This is a genomic window from Paenibacillus sp. GSMTC-2017, assembly GCF_016019935.1.
GTDB lineage: Bacteria > Bacillota > Bacilli > Paenibacillales > Paenibacillaceae > Pristimantibacillus.
The window spans coordinates 1,156,492-1,176,830 of the sequence record NZ_JAECMT010000001.1; the positions used below are offsets into that span (position 1 = coordinate 1,156,492).

The window sequence follows — 20,339 nt, forward strand, 5'->3', positions numbered from 1 at the left end:
ATGCGTCTGCCTACATTCGAGCGATACGTCAGAGGAATGCAGTTTTTAGGAGTGTTTCTGCTTGGAATGTTGGTGGGAGCTATTACGCTAAATTTGTTGTTTATTGAGGAGTTTGAAGCGTTGTATCATACAAGAAATGAGCTTGAAGTGAAGCTGGAGCAATATGAACAGGACATTAAAAATTTAAATCAATACAAAAATCAGCATACAGTTATCAAAAGTATCAAGCTTCGAGTTGCTGAGGACAACAGCGGAAATCCCGCTCGTCCACAAATCGATAAAGTAACTGAAGGATTATTAATTAAACTAGTGAAAGAAGATCTGTCTATTTTCCTTGGTCAAAGTATCTACGAGATCAATTCTGATGCCAAGTTCGCAAGAACTTTACTCCAGCGCAAAGTTTATATGGATGTCAACGGAAAAGACTATCTTATCGATCTACGCACTGTGCTGCTTGCTGATAATGTATTGCAGATTTGGTTTGATGCACGAGTGCATGTAAGACCCCCTGCAACATAAAGCATTCTATCAAGGAATCTGTTACAATAGGACACAGATTAAGCCAATTAACAATTCAAAGGAGAAACATCTATTATGGATCAACTACTGCAATGGGTTCTATTTCCTTGCATCGTCATTACGCTGGCGCTTTCGTCCTTTTTCAGCTTCAAATCCCGGCGTTCCAACGAAGCAAGAACTAGAGGCATGAATACTGCTCGCATGAATATTAGTATGGGCTTCTTGCTCTTGTTCATTGCTGCCGTTCAACTTTTTTTATCTGAAGAGTCTACCCTTCGCATCGTAATTGGTGCTATCTTTATGGTGATTGGATTATTTAATCTCTTTGCTGGACTTCGAAATCTATCCGCTTACCGAGATAAGGGTCAACATGAAGCACGTCGCCCATAACCTTTCATTCCATCATTAATAAGGATCAATCATCTGTGCCGTCAACATTGCTTTGGCGGCCAGACCTTGACTATCCAATACCTCTATTTCGAGCTTCGAAAATTTCCTGCTCATCTCCAAAGCTTTCGGTTTTATCGTAATAACACTATCAATCTGTACGGGTCGTACATAATATGAGGTCATGCTTTCAAGAAGAAAGTCTCGTTTCCCCGTCTCTCTGATCATTCGTCTTGACGCTTGTGTCATTAAAGTGGATAACAAGCCTTCTGAAGCCATTCCAAGTGCTCCTGACATCTGTGGAGTTATCGCCCCCTTGTAACTAATGCCGACTTCTTCGGTTCCATTTTCTTCCGATTGCATAAAACCTGCCCACATTAAATCTTCAAACGTTTGACCAGATTCAGGCTGCTTTCCAGCAAATCGCATAGCATCAAGAACTTCCTGACGTGTAACGACTCCAAGCAACTTGCGATGACGATCAACAATTGGGAGTAGGTCGATACCTTCTGCAGCCATAGTATGGGCAGCAGAAGTAACTGTAATATTGGGCGCTGCTGTAATAGGCTGTCTAGACATAATTTTATCTACTGGTATTTCATCAATTGAACCTACTGCATCCTTTGCTGTCATCATGCCAATTACTTTGCCTCGATCATCTACAACTGGAAATCTGGAGTAACCTGTTTCTTTCGTTAATTTGTTGTAATTCGCTACAGTTGAACCGATTCGCAGCACATCAGCAGGACGACTAAAGGTTACGATGTCTTCGATCAACATAATTTTGCGTTTAATAAGTCGATCATACATAGCTCTATTAATGAGCGAGGCTACTGTAAACGTATCATGTCTGGAAGATAATATCGGAAGAGACATCTCATCTGCCAATTTAATAATTTCTGCACTCGGCTCAAAACCGCCTGTTATAAGTACGCCAGCTCCTTGTTCTAGGCCACATCGATGAGCGCTTACTCGGTTACCAACAATTAGCAGGCTTCCTTGATCGATATAACGAAGCATCGCATCGAGCTCCATCGCTCCGATAACAAATTTATGCAAGGACTTGTCCAAACCTTCCTCACCACCGAATAACCGTCCATCCACGATCTGAGCAACCTCTCCGAAGGTAAGTTGATCAAGAGCATCTCTTCGCTTTCGATCAATGCGAACAGTACCTATTCTTTCCTTTGTACTAACTAGACCGGAGGCTTCCGCTTCCTTGAATGCTTTGTATACTGTACCTTCACTAACGCTCAGTGATTTAGCAATAGCTCGTACTGAAATTTTGGTCCCTATCTTAAGACTCTGTATATGATGAAGAATTTGTTCATGCTTTGTGCTCGTTTCGTTCCTTGAATTATGGTTCGTGGTCACTTTCGTATCACTCCTTGTATCCTTACATTATAGGAGATCATACCGAAAATAACGACTACCAGTCGAACTCAACATTAGTTACTTTGAATTTAGCATCGACAGGTTGATTATCTTTACCGTTCAATCGCCATTTTTTGAAAAGTCCTTGCATCGTGCTAACGTTGATCGCACTTTCTGCTCCCTGAACAACAAACTGCTGCCAATCATAAGAAATAGGCACTCGATAACGGAGTTTAAGAATTGGATAATTAACGAATTCGATTCGTTGCTGCGGAATTGCATCATATATGCTGGAGAATAGAAATGAGCCGCTCTCTGTGTGTGGTCTTTCGATAATATCTGATTTCAGCTGCATAATATATTCAACCGTCTGTGAATGTGCATTAACTCCGCAACTGAATGATCCTTGGGCTGTAGCCTTCTTAACGTGACGGTGGGAGAAGCAGTATGTAAAAGTCAGCCTAAATGAAACATTACAATAATACGCTCTTACTTTACGGTAAAATTCGAACTCTTCTACCATCAATCCTTCCTCGCTCTTCTCCATTTTTCATTATTCCACCATTCTAACACAATTGTAATATTTATGTTAATTATAATAAATAATCCACATCTAAGTCAATGACTATAGTAACTAAAATAGATACATTCTATATAATGTTGTTGCTCTTCTCACAAAACCCTATCGTTAGGCTGAGGTGACAAAATGAGTGATATTGGGCGACTAATTGGCGATAACATTCGAGTTTGTCGCAAATCTAAAGGCTTCAGCCAAGAGCAACTCGCACTTCGTGCCGATATTAATGCTTCTTATATGGGTCAAGTAGAGCGTGGAGAAAAAAATCCTACCATCGACGTGCTCAGCAAGATCGCTATTGCGCTGCAAACGCCATTAGAGAAAATCGTAAATGTTGAGAACAACCAAGAGACTACTGAAGACTCAACACGATATGCCGACAAAATCGCCAATCAATTGACCGGGCTAACATTGAGAGAACAAGAGGCTGTTTATAAATTCGTCAAACAGCTCGTTCAATTCAAGGAAATGGACTAATCGGAACTAAAATAAGCCATTTAACCGCCAGCCCGCAGTTAAATGGCTTATTCATCCAACATAGATTTTTAATTTCCTATTCCCCGTTCGCTCTTCGTTTACTACCCATATATTTCGTAATACCTTTCTCTATCGCTTGCTCCATTTGCACTGACTTTGCTCGCTTTATCCGGGCTAACTGTTTACGCTTTTTTTCATTCATAAACAGTAGCATATTGATATTGGCAGCAATAATAATAGCGGAAAAGGCCATCCATACAAACCAAAAAAGATTTGCTCCCTCCTGTAAGTTACTCCGTTCAAACTGTGACAATGCGTAAAATAGTATACCTGAAGCGATGACAACGTAAAAAAGATGTTTCCCTCTGCCAGCACCCTTATCTTTTTTTACCATCATTCATTCAACTCCTCTTCTTAAGTACTCGTCCCACACTTATTGATATTCTATGAATATATCGAATGACATATGTCAGTTGTGTCATAACCTAAACGCCCATACTGCTTCATCCTAATCACCATCCAATAGGCATATTCATATGATGAATTAATTCGTGTAATACACCTATAGGCCTCATGCCTCTATTCGCCATACCTCCTGATTTGGAAGGAGAATAGGAATGCTCAAATCGAAAGTTGCCATACAGGCGATCAATACTGGTACATTGCCAGATGATACGATTATGGTTGGCGAATTTTATGTGAAACAGTGGAAAATCCCAAAAGGCCAGCATGTTGGGCTAAAGTTCGGAGCCTTTAGACAGCATGTGAAAATCATTCCGGTAGCCAAGCTCAATGGTATTCGTATAAGCCCATCCATAGCACAAAAAATGGGGCTACTATTGGAAAGTCAATCACCATTACATCTTCGGATACACTTTTCTGCGGTTACAGGAACATTAGCGCTTGGTCCTTTGATCGGTGTACTCATTAGCCGTGACTTTGAACACATACCGGAGAAGCCATTTGGTACGATCACAATGTTTTGCAAAGAACTCGTAGACGCTTGCAAGTCACATGGAGCTCACGTTTTTTTCTTCACACCAAACCATATTGGGGAAAATGTCCATACGGTGCAGGGTTGGATCTATTCCGGGGGATGGCGGCAAATGATAGTACCTGCTCCTGATATCATTAATAATCGCTTAACTACACGGAAGCTGGAAAATGATCCTGACGTACAGCATTTTATTAAAGAAACAAAACGACTGTATTCAACTGCTGTATTCAATGAAAAGTTTTTAGACAAAACCGAAGTATTCGATGCACTAAAAAAGGATCCAACTCTAGATCGTTATTTACCTGAATCCCATTACTTGAACAACTTCGCTACTTTTAAGTCGATGTGCACCAAGTATAACAACGTTTTCCTTAAGCCAGTTCGAGGCAGCCTAGGAAAGGGAATAATCCGTCTCTCTCATCTAGAAGGTGAAAGTTATCTAGCGCTTCATACAACCCCTACAGGATCGAGAAGACAAATCCATCCCAGCCTTGCAAAGCTATACTCCTCACTAGCTGTCAAAATGAAAACGGCCAAGTTTCAAATTCAGCAAGGACTGCAATTGATTGAAATTCAAAAACGCCCCGTTGACTTCAGAGCACTTGTCCAAAAGAACTCGCTTGGTAAATGGGTCATAACTTCCATCGTTGCTCGGACTGCAGGAAGTCAGCACTTTGTGTCAAATTTAGCGCGTGGCGGCTCACTTAGTACAGTAAGTGCGGCTGTCGCCAAAAGTAATTTGGGCGCAAGCATCAATCGATTAAGCGCTTCTGGTCAATTGCGACAAGCTGCACTTACGATTGCAAATGGAATCGATACGAATATTCCAGCCCAATTTGGAGAACTTGGCATCGATTTAGCAATTGATACAAACGGGAAAGTGTGGCTGCTGGAAGTGAATTCGAAGCCTTCTAAAAATGATAATACCCCTTTAAACGAAGGGAAAATTCGTCCATCGGTACGTATGATGATCCAATACGCCCGTTTTCTGTCGGGATTTTAAATGGAGGTTGCCATGTCGCTGAAAATAATTTATTTTGGCATAATGAATGCATCTACTAGCGATGATACTCATTCAGCGATTGAGTATGAATGTATACTCTCTGAGCCGCGACTATGCAAAGAATTAAGTATTGCCGCTAAATCTCTCGACATAGATGTGTATGTTTTCTCAGCGAAGGATTATAACCAAAAAACAGGATTATTGCACGGGTATCGCTTAATAGATAAGAGTTGGAAGAGACAACAGGTGCCTCTGCCCGATATCGTATATGATCGTTGTTTCTACCGTAGCGCTGAGGACCGTAGGGAGAGCGCTACTGCTTTAACGGATATGAACGCACGAAAGAACCATAAGCTACTCAATAGCAGGTTGCCTTCTAAATTTCGAGTCTATGAGGCATTATGTGACGATATCGTCCTGCATTCACATTTACCTCCAACTAACCGATACCAAACGTTCAATCAACTTCTAGATGCAATAAATCGTTATTCGAAAGGTATTATTTTAAAACCTGCAGCTGGGATGCAAGGTAGAGGTATTGTTCACATCAGCAGTGAGAGATTCAAGAACCAATTTCTCGTAAGTGGACGAACAAGAAACAATAGACACTTTTCTATTTCATTTCAGAACATAACCTTTCTTGAGAAATGGTTGGACCGTTTTATTGGAGGGTCTTCTTTTCTCTTCCAACCTTATCTACCTCTGTCCGATTCTACTAACAGACCGTTCGACATTCGAGTTTTACTCCAGAAAGATGCTGATGGAAAATGGAAACGTACCGGCTCTGCCGCACGGCTCGGACAAAAAATGTGTTTAACGTCAAATCTTCATGGTGGCGGTCATGCAGAGGCTGCACACTCCTTTCTCTCTAATTACTTTGGTACGAATCTTGCAGAACGTTTACTCCGCAATATCCATACAATAAGCGGGCATACAGCAAAATGTATCGAAAAAAACTTTGGCAGATTTGGTGAACTCGCATTCGACCTCGGCATCGAATCAAACGGTAACATTTGGCTGATTGAAGTTAACGCGAAGCCCGGAAGAGATTCCTTTCGACTGATCAATGACAAAAAAGCACAGCAGTTGTCCATTGAACGACCCCTGCGTTACGCACGATATTTGACCAATCGCGTATCACCTACTCTTATTACGAATCATTCCTTCTTATGACCTATTCAGGCCACTGAGCTAGATAGCGTTCCACAATAGGATGAAGTCTTTAAACGTTCAGGAGGTTCATCGATGAGTTTGACAACTTGTAACGTACATTTCTCACAGCAGTCCGATAAAATTGTCTATTTGTCCAGATCGCTCTACAAGCAGCTCAAGCTGTCTGGTAAACGGTCGATCCAACTTAAGCTGGGCAATGAAATCATTACAGCGACAGTAAGGCAACTAAGCCGTTCTGGCAATCATCTGTATCTCTCCGCAGGTGTTCGTAGTTCTTTCCGCGTGCCGAAGTCTGGCAATGTCTATGTATTGAGTACCGCAGATGATGAACTTCAGTTAGGGCCACTTGTTGGCATTTTAACAGATACGATTAACCAAGGGGATAGTTATCCATTTGGTTCACTATCGGGATTTATTAAACAAGTTATCCGAACAGGCGACCGAAAAGCCTATATGTTTGGATTCACTCCAAACGATATTAACTGGCAACAGGAGACGGTAAATGGCTATTTTCTAAATGCGCAAGGAGATTGGTTCCGCAAAATAGTTCCGCTCCCCGACGTTGTATACAATCGGCTTCCAAATCGCAAAGCAGAAACTTCACCTTTTATAAGTTCGATTAGGGAACGGTTTGTTAAACGGAAAATCCCATTATTCAACTGGAGCTTTCTAAACAAAGCAGATGTCTATACCTTACTAGACAAAGATCCTGAGGCGCTTGCACATTTGCCGGAATCAGTCCCTAACCCTTCTTCGAACAAAATCAAGGAGATGCTTGAAAAGTATCATTTCTTATATTACAAACCAGGTGGCGGAAGTCTTGGCATTGGTATTTATCGGTTAACCTATCATCCGACACGCGGCTATTTCGTACGTTACCGCAGCGGCAGTGAAAATGTTTTGCTTCGATATAACAATTTTCAGAGTATGATGAAAATGTTGCAAAACAGGCTCGGAAGTAGAGTAAACCAATATGTCGTGCAGCAAGGAATTAGATTGCTCGAAATAGATAGGTGCCAGTTAGACTTCCGTTTTCATATGCATAAAAACGGTAATAACCAATGGATTCCTGCCGGAATCGGAGCCAAAAAAGCAGGACGTGGAAGTGTTACAACCCATGTCAAAAGCGGCGGAACGCTCATGACTCCAGAACATGCTCTAAGCAGAGCTTTCGGTAGCGAAGCGAATGTAATATTGGAGAAAGCTAAACGAGTTGCTATAAAGCTTTCAGAAGCAATCGAAAGAAATTACCCACACAGATTAGGTGAACTCGGGCTCGATATTGGAATCGATATGCAAGGGAATATTTGGATGTTTGAGGCAAACGCTAAACCTGGCCGTTCTATATTCAAACACCCTGCGCTTCGTTCTGAAGGAAAAGCATCTGTTTCCTATATTTTCGAACATTGTCTCTATTTAAGCCGCTTCCAAGGAGGAAAAGGGTTATGAGTAACCTTCTTCAGGAGAAGCAACCTCAGATTGCACCACTACCTGGCCCACCTGTTTTAGCTATTCTTACAACGGATGATAATGACGGAGATTTTCGTGGTAATCGGAGCAACTTCGCCGACCTCATCCGCACGGGACAATCAATGGGTTTTCTCGTTTATGTACTGACGATAAAAAATTTACTATTAAGCAAGAGGATGCTACGCGGTTTCATTTATCTCAAAGAAACCAGCAGCTGGAATATGCAACTCTTGCCTTTTCCAGATATTATTTATAATCGAATTCCACAACGCGAAGATGAAATGTTGCCTGCCGTTAAACAAAAAATTAACGCTTGCAGAAAGCACTCACGCGTTATCTTGTTCAACCCTTCCTTCTTCAATAAATGGGATCTGTTCAAGTGGCTAAAAGAATCAAAAAGTACGAAGCCATTTATCCCGACTACCCGCCGATTAGTCAATGTCAGTGGACTCGGACATATGATGAGCATGCACACCTATCTCTACTTGAAACCTGAGAGTGGGAAAGCAGGAAATGGCATAATGACTGTCAAGTTACAAAGAGAGAAAACACTCCCCTATCGACTCAAAGTGCAAGAAGATAAAAAAAGTTCAACTTACAACTGTTCATCTATACAAAAACTATGGAGTCGCATCCAGAAGCAAAGTGGTGGCGAAGCCTATATTGCACAACAGGGTATACAACTGGCTGCTATAAACGATAACCGATTCGACTTGAGGGCACTTGTGCAAAAAAATAAGCGTGGTATATGGGAGCTGACTGGTCTTGGTGCACGTGTCGCTGCTACTTCCAGTATTACCACTCATGTACCACGAGGTGGAAAGATAGAAGATCCAGAGAAATTGTTAACCCATTCATTCAACTCTGAGAAAGCTCATATGCTGATTCAACAGACGAAACGTGTAACCCTTTTAATCGCAAAACAAATTGAACGTGCCTCAGGGCAACGGCTTGGTGAGATGTCGATGGACCTAGGCGTAGACAGCAGCGGAAATTTATGGTTTTTCGAAGCTAACTCCAAGCCGATGAAATTCGATGAACCTCATATCCGTCAGAAGTCGTTAGAGCGGATATTTCAGTATGGCGCTTATTTAGTAGGCAGAAAAAAATTGAAGCAAGCAGGAGGCGCATAACATGGAGCTGTATTCGCTAACACCTGAAGATTGGATAAAGGAACGGAGAAGACTACTCAGCTTTATCGTTCGATTCGGGGAGAAGCGAATTACAGTAGCTGCTCTCCATGCGATACGCAGCTTAGATGAATCTTGGCTTCAGGCAGACGAGAGCGGATACACACGGGCAACTATCGTCATCGCAAAACGTAGCGGACATCTAACAGGTCTAGGGTTTGCCTCAGATGGCGGTGACGGAGGTTGTTTAATTGTTGTTCATCCAAGCGCACGAAGAACGGGCACAGGAAGCGCAATAATGACGTCGATGATGAATACGCTTGGAAGGCTGGCTTGTCACGTCGCAGCAGACAACATACCAAGTATGGCTCTCTGTTTTGGACTTGGCATGAGAGCTGTATCCATTCATAAAGGTCCAACTGGCAAATCGACTCTCCGGTTTGAAAGGGGAATCCATCATGACTCAGCCCATTCTGGGCATATTGACGTTATATCTCAATGATGCTGGTTTGTTGGAAGAAAAAGATATATATGAGCGTATGACTATAGAAGGAAAAAGATTGGGCATACAAGTACTCGTATTCACTCCCCAAGACGTTAATTACAACAATAACCGAATACTTGCCTTATTCTATAACCCAGAAGCGGGAACATGGAAAAAAAAGTGGACTCCTCTCCCAGAGCTCATATTCGACCGATGCAGAATTCAGAAATCTCACCGTTACGATCAATTGCTTAAGTTTCGCGCCAAATATAACCATCTAAACTTCCTTAATCGCCCGCTTCGTAATAAGTGGGCGATTCATTCGATATTGTCCAAAGATGCCAAACTAGCATCCTTTCTGCCAAAAACACGTTACATTGAAAAGGTACAAGACGTACATGATATGCTACGCGTCCACTCGCTACTTTATTTAAAGCCAGTAAACGGAACTGGTGGACGCGGTATATTTCGAATAGAAAGAGTACGTGACGGAACGCTTCTTATCCAAGGAAGAGATCAATCCCGTCACATTATTAAGCCACAACGAATGAGCAGTAATCGACTAAACGATTATCTAAACGGATGGGATTTGAAGGAAAATCGTTATATCGCGCAGCAAGGCATTCAACTAAAACTGCCGAATGGACGTGTCCACGATTTTCGATTATTAGTACAAAAGGATGGTAGTGGCAAGTGGCGTGTTACTGGCTGTGCTGGTCGCGTCGGAGCCCCCGAAAGTATTACAGCAAATTTGCATGGTGGCGGTAGAGCCGTTAAAATGGATCAATTGCTTCGGGAATGGATCAATGATGAACAAAAAATTAGTAGCATTAAAGCGGATGTGGATAGTTTCGGTGTAAACGTGGCGACTTATCTGGAGCTATGTTATGACGCCCTGTGTGAGCTTGCTATCGATATCGCCATTGATCGCAATGGTCGAATATGGATGATAGAAGTGAATCCAAAACCTGCGCGTGAAGTGTTTAAACGTGCTGGGGAAAACGACGTTTATAGAACTGCAATAGCAAGACCACTTGAGTATGCTCTTTGGAAATATAAACAAAGTGGGAAAAGCGACAAAACATTCGTTTCCAACAAAATCGCTACAAAAAAAGATGATTGAAATGCTTCGTCAAATTTTTTTTCTGAGTAAATGACAAAATGAAAAATTAGCTCGGTCTCAAAAGCAAATTACTCTGCTAATGAGACCGAGCCGCCTGCCTTTTTTATATTAAACTCTTTAGACAATACAATTCATATGAATAGTACCTAAAATCAAAACGGCTTCATGCCAAGCGTATCTACTTTTTCACCTGTAATATCTACACCCATCGTCTTCGTAATATCGCGGTAATGTCCAGCGCGTCTTTTTACTGAACTGCCTTCAACCTCACCTAAGTTTGCCTCTAATCCGTTAAGCACCATAATCGTAATACCGAATCCTGGTTGACTTAACCCCTTAGCAATGTCCGCTTTTGAAGGTTTCCACTTATTGATAATGACATCATGAGCAGATGGCTTCGGATCTTGTGGTGTCATCCAAAATAGAATTGCTGTCATGAATCCAACTTTTCCATCCGCAGAAACAATTTCAGGGTTTTTGAGCAGCACATTTTTGTCGCCATAGATGATTGAGCTAAATAATCCGTAGTTGAAATTCCAGCTAAGCATAATTGGACCACGACCATAATACCGTTTGTCTTTCACACCTGGATACAATGCAGCACTTGCCTCATCAACGAAAGCTGACGTGTTAACGCCCGTTCTACCTGCAATGTTTTCATTCCAGAACAGACCCCATTTGAGTTCTCCGCCAGGTGCGGTTGACCAGCCGCCACCCGTTTCATGTGCAAGGTTAGCAAGGAATGCTGCAAGCTCACGCTTACGATCTTTCTTAAATCCTTCCTTCAGGAACGTTCCAAAATCAATGATAACGGTTACAATTTCTTGTTTCTTATTTTTCGCTGAATTAAAATCACTAGAACGACTTACTAATGTTTCAATTCTGGCATCTTTGTCTAATCTATTGATCTCCTGTACACCAGGGCTACCTTTGCGGTGACTGATTTTCAGTTTGATGTTCGCAACTTCGGTAACAGCATCAATCAGATTACTGTAAGAGAAATAATCTTTTTGATCAGCTTTGAAATATTCTTTACCTTTAGCAATCTCATACCATGCTGGGGAGCCCAACCGATTCGGGAATAACGCCTCGTAGTCCTCTAAAGAGAGTAATTCCTTAACCGCTTTGACCGCTTGATCTGGCTTATAATCCGGGTCGATTCCGTCCCACTCTTTCTCAATGTTGCTTCGCGTTAGAAATCGATTTTCACCTACGGTAAGTAGGCTTCCTTGGAAATTAGCTTTACCCGATTGCTCTGCTGCAAATTGCACGTTTTGATACTTGCCATTCGAGGATGATGCCGCCGATGCTGTAATCGGCGTTACGAGAAGGGCGACTCCAACTGAAAAGCAGATTGTGCGATGAATAAACCTACCGGATAACAGCTTGCTCCATTGTGGCATGAACAGGTCTCCTTTTAATAAAAAAATTCATTGCTTTTCCAATTTAAACATTGCCGTTTCAGTTGTACATAGAGCCAAACACATGCTCACAAAGACATGTTTGCCTTAATCCGATTAATTTCTCGGGCCCTGCATGTGACTTACTGAGGATGCTATTTACATACCTTTTGTCGAAACGACCGGATGTGCCTGCCATACTCTCGATCAACAGAACTAGTTATGCTACCTGCCCAAGCAGGTCGATAGAAGCAAAAAAAATAACTGTCGATTAGTTCTCGACAGTTATAGTGCAATATTTTATATACATCAAATAATAGGTTCGCTTAAAGCAGTTACCCCTTCAAAAGTTCTCTAAAATCTACCATTTGCACATCTGCATCCGCAAGTTCTGACTCTCGTCCATATCGTGCATATGCGCAGCCAATTGTCTTAAGTCCGTTAGCTTTACCCGCCTCAACATCCGATGAACGATCACCTACCATCCAAACCTCTTCAGATGTTAAGTTATGATCCTTCAGCAATAATGCGACTAAGTCAACCTTGCTCGCTGTTTCATATTCCCCTGCACTATAGATGCCTGTGAACAAATGGGATATCCCTTTGTACTGAGCCACTCCTTTTACATAGTCTTCTAACCCATTACTTGCAACAAACAGTTGTATACCACGATCATTCAATTTATGTAACGTTTCCTCTACATATGGGTACAGCTCACCTTCACCAGCTGCAAGCCCCTCTAGTTCATATTGCAAAAGAAGAACATCTGCCCTTGCACGTGCTGCTTCAGTACTATTGGGCATCAGTTGCTTCCATATATCTTCAAGAATCATGCCAAGACAAGCTAGAAGTTGGTCTACTGGGGGTGTTTCCTCCATGTACAACTCTTCTTCACGCAGTGTCCGAAATACGCGTTCATGTACTCCAATTAAAAGGGTATCCGTCTCAAACAACGTACCATCCATATCAAAAATGACAGCTTTAGGTTGTATAAACTTCTCTTTACTCATCCAGTTACCGTCCTTTCTCTCTAATGCTCTAATCATACTGGACGGATACTAGCACCGCAACTTTAACTGATTATAAATCTATACGTTAATCCCCTCTACGCCAAGCAATAAGCGCTACTCTTGCAAGCCCATAAATACCCAAGTATGCACCGCTAATCAAAAAGGCTGGATTCATAAGCACACTATGTACTTCCGTCATAAACACTGTCCCGTCTAAATTGGTACGTAAAACGGCGGTTGCTGCATTGATTGAAAAAATAAATATAGCTAAACAAGCTACCCAGTCGAACAATTGTCTTGCTCTTTCCATTTTACTGCTTAGTACAGCAATTACTGTTGATAAAAGCACAAGTACAACACTAACGACAACAATCATCTTTACTCACCTCTTCGTGTTAGCTTGGCTAATATTGCAACAATATAAACCTAATATCTCTACAAAAGGTTTGTATTAAAATGGATGCCATTGAATAGATACTACTTATGAGCAGGGTGTAAACTATTGATTAAATGATGTTAATATGTCACACTGATTTGTGGACAATAAGGTAACAATAATCCTCGTATAGAAAGGATGTGACAGTATAGCTATGACTAAATGGCTACTACGCTCTATGACAGAGCTAAGTTCACGTAAATGGATCTCTAGAATAACTGGAACGTTTGCACAATCATCTGCGAGCCGCCACTTTATTCCCCGTTTCGCCAAGCTGTACGGCATTTCGATCGAGGAAGCAGAGAAGGAACTTGCTCAGTACAGATCATTAAATGAATTTTTCACTCGCAGGCTGAAGCCGGGGATGAGAACTATACATAATGGTACGAATGCGCTTGTTAGTCCCGTTGATGCACTTATAACAGGTGCAGGGGAAATTAAAGCAGGCACAATTGTCAATGTTAAAGGTCAGGATTACACCATCGAAGAGCTACTGAACGGATCACCACGCACAGCAAGTTATCGGAATGGTTATTATATGGTCCTCTACTTAAGCCCGACAGACTACCATCGTATTCATGTTCCTGTAACCGGAGAAGTTGTAGAACGCGAGCATATTAAAGGTAAGGTATATCCGGTTAACGACTTCGGACTGCGGCATATGAAGCGAGTGCTTAGTCGTAATGAACGACTGATTACGTATATTAAACATAGTTGCGGCGAAGCTGCTGTTGTAAAAGTAGGCGCAATGAATGTCAGTAGTATCAAGTATGTACAGCCGATGCATGAATCTGTTGAAAAAGGTGATGAACTTGCCTTTTTCGAATTTGGTTCAACGATTGTTTTAGTGCTTGAAGACAATACTTTCTCCCCACGCGAAGGTTTGCAAACGGGAATGAAAGTTAAGATGGGCGAATATTTAGGGGAACTATGTGAGACCGAGAAATGACTCAGGCAGCAGTCATTAACGATTAGGAAAAGTTCTATCTAAGAAAATAAACTCAAGCATCGGTCAGGGAAGCCCGGTGCTTGAGTTGTTATAAGTAATTATTGCAGTTAACCGAACTATAACTCTTCGAATCGAATTCCGAAAAACTCCGCCGCTGTATCCGCTGTTGCCTTAGCAACCTCTTCTGCTGGTCTACCGATACATCGTGCTACGGTTTGCAGAATATGCGGTAGGAATGCAGGTTCGTTCCTTCCATCCACTGGCTTTTCCTTTAAGTCTCGTGGAGTCAAAAACGGTGCATCCGTCTCAATCATAAGTCGATTGAGCGGAATCGTTCGAACAAGATCCCTCAAATGTTTGCCTCTCCGCTCATCACAAATCCAGCCGGTGATCCCGATATAGAATCCCATATCAAGATACGCTTTTAGCTCTGACGGAGTGCCAGTGAAGCAATGAACCACCGCTTTTGGGACTTCATACTTCTTAACAATCGCTATAAAATCTGAAAACGCCTCCCGCTCATGTAGAAACAGCGGCATATTTAGTTCAATAGCCAAACGAATCTGCTCGGTAAACCATTTTCTCTGTACGTCCCGCGGTGAGAAATCACAAATAGCCCCTCTTTATCTTTGTATGCCTCAACTATTTCTCTCTACTGACCAATAGTACACAACACTCCACATGTTTGAAATGATGCAACAGTCTTTCCTGTACATAGGGAGTTAATTCAAAACATTACCTTATTTCCGATGGACTTCGCCCAGTATATTGTTTAAACTGACGACTGAAGAAGAAGATATCACGATATCCGAGTGCATCTGCGACTTCCGTTACGTTCATTCCTGCATGCATAAGCAAATGTTGTGCTCGCTCAATTCGAGTGCGAATCATATACGTCTGCACAGACATACCGATCATTTCCTTAAACTTCATTGAGAAATATCTCGGCGACAATTGTGCTCTTGTAGACAGATCTTCCACGCGATGAGCAATACTTGGGTTCTGCCTTATGTAATTCGCTATCTCATGGATAGCTTCCGTTAGCTGGTTGCTCCCCTTTTTCTCTATTGGTGCTGCGTTGTCAGCACGCAGAAGCTGGATGAGCAGCGCTTTCAATACAAGCTTTGCCTCTTCCTCGGCTGCATAGGTTTGGACAAGAAACAGTCTTACATATCTCGAAAGCATATATTCAAAATCTACCGTGTCAGTTAACATGCGATATCGCTCTGGTATAAGCTCTACAGGCTCATTGACTGCAAAGTGGATATAAGTTAAAACGAATGGCCTCTGAGGATGATGTGTCGCACTCGTGTAGTCGCCTGGCCGAAATAAAAAGCAACTTCCTGCACTAACCTTATAGTGAACCCCATTAACCTCGACTTCCCCTTCACCACTCCACACGTAAAATAGATCGAAGTTTGCCATCGGTTTTTCTCGTCTTGCCCATCTCCAGCTTGGCTCACATACAATTTTGGCGAATGCGGGCAACAGTCCCAATCTTTCTGGTGATAGCTCGAGCATTGTTAAATCTCCCTCCATAACAAATACGACTGAGCCCTGTTCTAAACAGGCCTCTCGAAACTCTTGTCCTCCTATTATAAAACATCATCACAATCATTCAACAGAAATCGTAAGATATGAAGAGTAGCAATATTCAGAAAAAATATGCAATTGAGAATGGCTTGCTTCCTGCAAAAATGGTATAATATCACGAACCTTAATGATACTATAATGAATGATTTCGGAAGGATGGAATGAAGTCCATGACCCTACTTGCTCAGCAATTAAATGAGACGTTGCAGAAGGATAGTCCCAACATCTTTGCCATGTTGTCAAACTTAGGCAAAGCAATCTATTTCCCGAAGGAGGGCATTCTTAGTCAGTCCGCTGAGGCGAAATCGAAAGCAACCAAGTTTAACGCAACAATCGGAATCGCTACCGAAGGCGGACAGCCAATGCATCTTAAGCTCATTCAAGATACACTTAGCGCTTATAATCCTAAAGATTTATATGAATATGCACCACCAGGCGGCAAGCCGGAGCTTCGGAGCGCATGGCGTTCCAAGATGATTAAGGACAACCCGTCGTTAGAATCTGGCGGATTCGGAAATCCGATCGTGACGAATGCTCTGACCCACGGCTTAAGCATCGTTGCTGACTTGTTCGCAGATCAAGGTGACGCTGTTGTCATTCCAAACAAAAACTGGGAAAACTACGAGCTAACTTTCGGCGTTCGCCGCGGAGCTAACATTGTTGAATACCCGCTCTATAATGAAGATGTACGATTCAATAGTGAAGGTTTGCGTGAAGCACTTCTTGCCCAGAAGGATAAAGGTAAAGCGATTGTTATCCTCAATTTCCCGAACAATCCAACTGGTTATACACCTGATCAGCAAGAAGGCGACGAAATTATTGCCGCTATCCGTGATGCTGCTGAAGCTGGCGTTAACGTTGTAGCGGTGACTGACGATGCATACTTCGGTTTGTTCTTTGAAAACTCACTTCAAGAATCGTTGTTCTCTAGATTAGCTGAACTTCACCCACGTGTACTTGCTGTCAAAGTAGATGGCGCAACAAAAGAAGAATATGTATGGGGATTCCGTGTCGGCTTCATTACGTATGCCTCCCAATCTGCATCGACATTAGCAGCGTTGGAACAAAAAACACTTGGTATTATCCGTTCAACGATTTCCAGCGGTCCTCACCCTTCTCAAACTTTCGTATTGCATGCGTTGCAATCTCCGGAATTTGAAGGACAGAAAGCTGAGAAATTCGAGATTATGAAAGGTCGTGCCAATCGTGTTAAATCACTGCTAGACAGTGGACGATATGGCGATGTGTGGGGTTACTACCCATTCAATTCCGGTTACTTCATGTGTCTTAAGTTGAATAAAGTAACGGCCGAGGAAGTTCGTACTCATCTGCTAAATGAATATGGTATTGGAACGATTGCCCTTGGAGAAACTGATCTTCGCGTTGCTTTCTCTTGTATCGAAGAAGAAGATCTAGAGGAGTTATACGACACGATTTATAAAGCAGTAACGGATCTTATTAAAGCCTAATTAGCCATTAATCAATCAAAAGCCGCCTACTTCAACTAGATTGTTGGGGTAGGCGGCTTTTCTGATTAATTCGATGTTTGGCTATTTTCCATTCCATTCTTCTACCAGAATTCCATATACAATGTGGTCAACATAATGGTCATACAACCATTCTGCTTGTCTAATACGTCCTTCATTAACAAAGTTCAATCTTTCGGGAATACTACTGCTTTTTTTATTCCCTACCGCAACCCTAATTTCAACTTTATTTAAGTTTAACTCACTAAAAGCATATTCGCTCAGCGCCTTAGCCACCTTGGTCATAATTCCATTTCCTTGAAATTCTTCTCCAAGCCAGTAACCTATATATGCTGTTTTGTTTGACCAATTTATACTATTAAATCCTGCAACTCCAACTATTTCGCCTCTAAATAATATAACTGTATGCAGGCTATTATTTTCAGCGAAACCTTTTAAACATAGTTTGATATACGCTGCTGTATCTTCTAGTTTTGTTGTAGTATCTAGCCAAGATAGCCATTCTCTTAGATAGTTTCTTGACTTATTTATTAATTCAAAAACTTTTTCTCCATCCCTTAAACCTATGAGTTTTAAAGATAAATCCTCATCAATTTTATGTATAAACATTACTCTCCCCCAATATGAAATACATTCGACATATTTTATTCTTCCTCAGCCTCGGTTTGCAATTTCTTGCGATACCTGGTCGGTCTTATGCCAATATAGATCATCATAACTACAAGAGCAGTAATTGGTGGCACAACAATACCTTTCCATAACAATGGAATCGCCATTGGAATCCACAATAGTAACAGCCCTGTAATTAGCGTTGCACGGTCAATTCGAAGTAATTGCTCGACACGTTGACTAGTTGGCAGTGGGTAAATATTTTTCCAAACGGAATATTGATGAACGACTCTTAATCCTCCTGCTTGCAAACAAAACACCACTGCGAATATCGCATAAACAAAAACTGCTCCCCATCCTTCCAAGCTCGCTGCATCAGCACTCCAATAAATGACAAGTAATCCGAGCAGAAGAATACGGGTCAATATACCTCCTATTTCAGTTCGAAACAGTGATGCACCATATAAATATACAAACGTATTTTTTTGCGAAAAAGAGATTCTCGGAAGCATCCACGCCAAATATGGTCTTCTCGAAATGGTTGACGACATCGTCGGTACATCAATAAACATACCGAAAAATACGTAAAATCGTCTGTGCGTCGTTATTTCCTCTGCGATCAATCGCTCCCAAGGAATACGTTGCGAAAGAGGAATGCGATAGCTTAATCCTACTAATAGGATACATAGAATCGTAAACCCAGCCGATTTCCAAGGATCAGCAATTAGCCAAACCGCTATCGTAAGCGCTGTTAATATCCAACGTAACAAACGGAACCCATTTCTAATGCTTGTCCACGACATTTTGCGTTCTTGCCAACCCCCAACAGCATTAGCAGCTTTTAATAAAACAAGGGCTAACGCTAATATCCATGGACCGCTAGTGGCCTCACCGTTTAGATAGATTGGCAAATAGAGCAGAAATACCGCAGTTGCGATTAGTACGCTTATTCGAATAGAGTGACGATAAGACTTCCCAATATAAGAGCCAATCTCATGTTCTCTTGGCATCAAATACACAATATCAGCATGTGCAAAAAATGTTCGGAGAGGACTCCAACAAATAACGGGTGTTAACGCGATAATACCTACCCATGTAACTGGGAAGTCTGAAGGAAAATTTTTAATAAGTGTAATATAGCTTATCGTTGACGCAATTAAAATTAACGACAAAAAGGACGGAAATCCACTTTGCGCCATGTAGCGAAAATAAGGCATCGTTTCTACTCGAAACGCTCGTGCTCGCTCCTGCCAAATTTGCTCAGGCCTAATCTTCGCATTCATTAGACCTCTCCCCCAGCAACAAGAGAATAAAAAGCATCCTCGAGTGAACCGTTCCCTATACCTTGCCCTGCTGACTCACGTATTGCATCTAAATTTCCTTGCGCAACAATTCGTCCCTGATGCATGACAATAAATCGATCGCAATAGGCTTCAACCGTCGATAAAATATGAGAGCTCATTAGTATCGCTGCGCCTTGCTCTTTAACCTCTACGAGCTGATTTAACAATGAACGAATACCGAGCGGGTCAAGCCCCAGAAACGGCTCATCTATTACGAATAGTGGTGGAGATGCGAGCAATGCACTCATAATCATTACTTTCTGTCGCATCCCCTTTGATAGATGAGAGGCAAACGCTTTTCGTTTCGGAATCATTTGATATTGCGCAAGAAGTTCATTCACTCTACGATCATAATCGGCTTCGTTAACATTATAAGCCATCCCACTTAAACGAAGATGTTCTTCAACGGTAAGTTCATCGAATAAAACAGGCGTTTCTGGCACATAAGCAAATGCTTCTCGATAACGTTCAGGAGCTTCATTAAGCGTTACGCCAGCCACCTTCACTTCACCTTGATGTGGTGACATTAATCCAAGAATATGTTTAATCGTCGTACTTTTACCTGCACCATTAAGACCGATCAAACCGACCATCTCTCCAGCCTTAAGCTGGAAATTTAAATCATGCAATACAGGTCTACGGGCACTGTATCCTCCCGTTAATTGATTAACACTCAATATCGTTTCCAATGAATTCACCTTCAACCTGCAAGTAGTATACTTCCAACTACAAGCATAACGAATTTACTCAATAATATCAAAGAAACGGTATCTGCATTATAAAATAACTAGAACTAAA

General features: G+C 41.8%; 21 protein-coding genes and 1 pseudogene. 11 read left to right on the forward strand and 11 right to left on the reverse strand.

Annotation, left to right across the window (positions count from 1 at the left end; genetic code table 11):
• Together I6N90_RS05380 and I6N90_RS05385 are read left to right on the forward strand one after the other, a co-directional pair.
• A complete protein-coding gene (locus I6N90_RS05380) occupies positions 1 to 519 on the forward strand; it encodes a hypothetical protein (protein ID WP_197934434.1) in 519 nt (172 codons plus the stop codon).
• Between the two features lie 75 nt (positions 520 to 594).
• Complete coding sequence (locus I6N90_RS05385) at positions 595 to 909, forward strand: YtpI family protein (RefSeq protein WP_197934435.1); 315 nt, start codon at positions 595 to 597, stop codon at positions 907 to 909.
• A gap of 15 nt (positions 910 to 924) precedes the next feature.
• On the opposite strand, the gene I6N90_RS05390 is transcribed toward I6N90_RS05385, so the two are convergent.
• Complete coding sequence (locus tag I6N90_RS05390; protein WP_197934436.1) at positions 925 to 2,280, reverse strand: DRTGG domain-containing protein; 1,356 nt, start codon at positions 2,278 to 2,280, stop codon at positions 925 to 927.
• 55 nt (positions 2,281 to 2,335) lie between these two features.
• On the reverse strand, positions 2,336 to 2,827 hold the full coding sequence (locus I6N90_RS05395; protein WP_197934437.1) for a hypothetical protein: 492 nt from the start codon (positions 2,825 to 2,827) through the stop codon (positions 2,336 to 2,338).
• A 159-nt stretch (positions 2,828 to 2,986) separates the two neighbouring features.
• Here I6N90_RS05395 and I6N90_RS05400 point away from each other — a divergent pair, with 159 nt between their 5' ends.
• Positions 2,987 to 3,334 carry a helix-turn-helix domain-containing protein gene (locus I6N90_RS05400; protein WP_197934438.1) on the forward strand — a complete coding sequence of 116 codons (348 nt, stop codon included), beginning with the start codon at positions 2,987 to 2,989 and terminating at the stop codon, positions 3,332 to 3,334.
• 76 nt (positions 3,335 to 3,410) lie between these two features.
• Here the strand turns inward: I6N90_RS05400 and I6N90_RS05405 are convergent, their stop codons facing one another.
• Positions 3,411 to 3,731: a hypothetical protein gene (locus tag I6N90_RS05405; RefSeq protein WP_197934439.1), complete on the reverse strand. Its 321-nt coding sequence runs from the start codon at positions 3,729 to 3,731 to the stop codon at positions 3,411 to 3,413.
• Positions 3,732 to 3,951: 220 nt separating this feature from the next.
• On the opposite strand from I6N90_RS05405, the gene I6N90_RS05410 reads away from it, so the two are divergent.
• From I6N90_RS05410 to I6N90_RS05435, 6 genes are all read left to right on the forward strand, one after another.
• Positions 3,952 to 5,334: a YheC/YheD family endospore coat-associated protein gene (locus I6N90_RS05410; protein WP_197934440.1), complete on the forward strand. Its 1,383-nt coding sequence runs from the start codon at positions 3,952 to 3,954 to the stop codon at positions 5,332 to 5,334.
• Positions 5,335 to 5,346: 12 nt separating this feature from the next.
• Positions 5,347 to 6,507, forward strand: a complete 1,161-nt coding sequence (locus tag I6N90_RS05415) for a YheC/YheD family endospore coat-associated protein (RefSeq protein WP_197934441.1) — start codon at positions 5,347 to 5,349, stop codon at positions 6,505 to 6,507.
• Between the two features lie 72 nt (positions 6,508 to 6,579).
• A complete protein-coding gene (locus I6N90_RS05420; protein WP_197934442.1) occupies positions 6,580 to 7,956 on the forward strand; it encodes a YheC/YheD family endospore coat-associated protein in 1,377 nt (458 codons plus the stop codon).
• Positions 7,953 to 9,110, forward strand: a complete 1,158-nt coding sequence (locus I6N90_RS05425) for a YheC/YheD family endospore coat-associated protein (protein WP_197934443.1) — start codon at positions 7,953 to 7,955, stop codon at positions 9,108 to 9,110. Before I6N90_RS05420 ends, I6N90_RS05425 begins: the two co-directional genes overlap by 4 nt.
• Position 9,111: 1 nt before the next feature.
• The gene (locus I6N90_RS05430; protein WP_197934444.1) at positions 9,112 to 9,609 is read left to right on the forward strand and encodes a GNAT family N-acetyltransferase; all 498 of its coding nucleotides are present in this window, start codon (positions 9,112 to 9,114) and stop codon (positions 9,607 to 9,609) included.
• Positions 9,566 to 10,714, forward strand: a complete 1,149-nt coding sequence (locus I6N90_RS05435) for a YheC/YheD family endospore coat-associated protein (RefSeq protein WP_197934445.1) — start codon at positions 9,566 to 9,568, stop codon at positions 10,712 to 10,714. Before I6N90_RS05430 ends, I6N90_RS05435 begins: the two co-directional genes overlap by 44 nt.
• Positions 10,715 to 10,866: 152 nt before the next feature.
• Here I6N90_RS05435 and I6N90_RS05440 read toward each other — a convergent pair whose 3' ends face one another.
• From I6N90_RS05440 to I6N90_RS05450, 3 genes are all read right to left on the reverse strand, one after another.
• A complete protein-coding gene (locus tag I6N90_RS05440; RefSeq protein WP_197934446.1) occupies positions 10,867 to 12,117 on the reverse strand; it encodes a chitinase in 1,251 nt (416 codons plus the stop codon).
• A 332-nt stretch (positions 12,118 to 12,449) separates the two neighbouring features.
• Positions 12,450 to 13,160, reverse strand: coding sequence for an HAD family hydrolase (locus tag I6N90_RS05445; RefSeq protein WP_232242541.1), 711 nt, complete (start codon positions 13,158 to 13,160; stop codon positions 12,450 to 12,452).
• Between the two features lie 49 nt (positions 13,161 to 13,209).
• Entirely contained in the window at positions 13,210 to 13,500 is a 291-nt protein-coding gene (locus I6N90_RS05450) for a transposase (protein ID WP_197934448.1), read from the reverse strand.
• A 214-nt stretch (positions 13,501 to 13,714) separates the two neighbouring features.
• On the opposite strand from I6N90_RS05450, the gene asd reads away from it, so the two are divergent.
• On the forward strand, positions 13,715 to 14,509 hold the full coding sequence (asd, locus tag I6N90_RS05455) for an archaetidylserine decarboxylase (RefSeq protein WP_197934449.1): 795 nt from the start codon (positions 13,715 to 13,717) through the stop codon (positions 14,507 to 14,509).
• Positions 14,510 to 14,625: 116 nt separating this feature from the next.
• On the opposite strand, the pseudogene I6N90_RS05460 reads toward asd, so the two are convergent.
• Positions 14,626 to 15,117: pseudogene (locus tag I6N90_RS05460) on the reverse strand (TatD family hydrolase); the annotation flags it as partial.
• Between the two features lie 127 nt (positions 15,118 to 15,244).
• Positions 15,245 to 16,030: a helix-turn-helix domain-containing protein gene (locus tag I6N90_RS05465; RefSeq protein WP_197934450.1), complete on the reverse strand. Its 786-nt coding sequence runs from the start codon at positions 16,028 to 16,030 to the stop codon at positions 15,245 to 15,247.
• 242 nt (positions 16,031 to 16,272) lie between these two features.
• On the opposite strand from I6N90_RS05465, the gene I6N90_RS05470 reads away from it, so the two are divergent.
• Positions 16,273 to 17,571, forward strand: a complete 1,299-nt coding sequence (locus I6N90_RS05470) for an aminotransferase class I/II-fold pyridoxal phosphate-dependent enzyme (RefSeq protein ID WP_197934825.1) — start codon at positions 16,273 to 16,275, stop codon at positions 17,569 to 17,571.
• 81 nt (positions 17,572 to 17,652) lie between these two features.
• Here the strand turns inward: I6N90_RS05470 and I6N90_RS05475 are convergent, their stop codons facing one another.
• From I6N90_RS05475 to I6N90_RS05485, 3 genes are read right to left on the reverse strand one after another with little or no spacing between them, the layout of a single operon-like run.
• Positions 17,653 to 18,198 carry a GNAT family N-acetyltransferase gene (locus I6N90_RS05475; protein WP_197934451.1) on the reverse strand — a complete coding sequence of 182 codons (546 nt, stop codon included), beginning with the start codon at positions 18,196 to 18,198 and terminating at the stop codon, positions 17,653 to 17,655.
• A 35-nt stretch (positions 18,199 to 18,233) separates the two neighbouring features.
• Positions 18,234 to 19,481 (reverse strand): ABC transporter permease, encoded by a 1,248-nt coding sequence (locus I6N90_RS05480; protein ID WP_197934452.1) that lies wholly within the window; start codon positions 19,479 to 19,481, stop codon positions 18,234 to 18,236.
• Positions 19,481 to 20,230: an ABC transporter ATP-binding protein gene (locus tag I6N90_RS05485; protein WP_197934453.1), complete on the reverse strand. Its 750-nt coding sequence runs from the start codon at positions 20,228 to 20,230 to the stop codon at positions 19,481 to 19,483. Before I6N90_RS05485 ends, I6N90_RS05480 begins: the two co-directional genes overlap by 1 nt.
• Positions 20,231 to 20,339 lie beyond the last annotated feature (109 nt).

What these genes read in the sequence shown, in the direction of transcription:
- I6N90_RS05445 (WP_232242541.1), bottom strand. Translation starts at nt 13,160, where the DNA reads ATGATTAGAGCATTAGAGAGAAAGGACGGTAACTGGATGAGTAAAGAG.
- I6N90_RS05415 (WP_197934441.1), top strand. Translation starts at nt 5,347, where the DNA reads ATGTCGCTGAAAATAATTTATTTTGGCATAATGAATGCATCTACTAGC.
- I6N90_RS05425 (WP_197934443.1), top strand. Translation starts at nt 7,953, where the DNA reads ATGAGTAACCTTCTTCAGGAGAAGCAACCTCAGATTGCACCACTACCT.
- I6N90_RS05380 (WP_197934434.1), top strand. Translation starts at nt 1, where the DNA reads ATGCGTCTGCCTACATTCGAGCGATACGTCAGAGGAATGCAGTTTTTA.
- I6N90_RS05440 (WP_197934446.1), bottom strand. Translation starts at nt 12,117, where the DNA reads ATGCCACAATGGAGCAAGCTGTTATCCGGTAGGTTTATTCATCGCACA.
- I6N90_RS05430 (WP_197934444.1), top strand. Translation starts at nt 9,112, where the DNA reads ATGGAGCTGTATTCGCTAACACCTGAAGATTGGATAAAGGAACGGAGA.
- I6N90_RS05395 (WP_197934437.1), bottom strand. Translation starts at nt 2,827, where the DNA reads ATGGAGAAGAGCGAGGAAGGATTGATGGTAGAAGAGTTCGAATTTTAC.
- I6N90_RS05450 (WP_197934448.1), bottom strand. Translation starts at nt 13,500, where the DNA reads ATGATTGTTGTCGTTAGTGTTGTACTTGTGCTTTTATCAACAGTAATT.
- I6N90_RS05410 (WP_197934440.1), top strand. Translation starts at nt 3,952, where the DNA reads ATGCTCAAATCGAAAGTTGCCATACAGGCGATCAATACTGGTACATTG.
- I6N90_RS05385 (WP_197934435.1), top strand. Translation starts at nt 595, where the DNA reads ATGGATCAACTACTGCAATGGGTTCTATTTCCTTGCATCGTCATTACG.
- I6N90_RS05465 (WP_197934450.1), bottom strand. Translation starts at nt 16,030, where the DNA reads ATGCTCGAGCTATCACCAGAAAGATTGGGACTGTTGCCCGCATTCGCC.
- I6N90_RS05475 (WP_197934451.1), bottom strand. Translation starts at nt 18,198, where the DNA reads ATGTTTATACATAAAATTGATGAGGATTTATCTTTAAAACTCATAGGT.
- I6N90_RS05420 (WP_197934442.1), top strand. Translation starts at nt 6,580, where the DNA reads ATGAGTTTGACAACTTGTAACGTACATTTCTCACAGCAGTCCGATAAA.
- I6N90_RS05400 (WP_197934438.1), top strand. Translation starts at nt 2,987, where the DNA reads ATGAGTGATATTGGGCGACTAATTGGCGATAACATTCGAGTTTGTCGC.
- I6N90_RS05470 (WP_197934825.1), top strand. Translation starts at nt 16,273, where the DNA reads ATGACCCTACTTGCTCAGCAATTAAATGAGACGTTGCAGAAGGATAGT.
- I6N90_RS05405 (WP_197934439.1), bottom strand. Translation starts at nt 3,731, where the DNA reads ATGATGGTAAAAAAAGATAAGGGTGCTGGCAGAGGGAAACATCTTTTT.
- asd (WP_197934449.1), top strand. Translation starts at nt 13,715, where the DNA reads ATGACTAAATGGCTACTACGCTCTATGACAGAGCTAAGTTCACGTAAA.
- I6N90_RS05435 (WP_197934445.1), top strand. Translation starts at nt 9,566, where the DNA reads ATGACTCAGCCCATTCTGGGCATATTGACGTTATATCTCAATGATGCT.
- I6N90_RS05480 (WP_197934452.1), bottom strand. Translation starts at nt 19,481, where the DNA reads ATGAATGCGAAGATTAGGCCTGAGCAAATTTGGCAGGAGCGAGCACGA.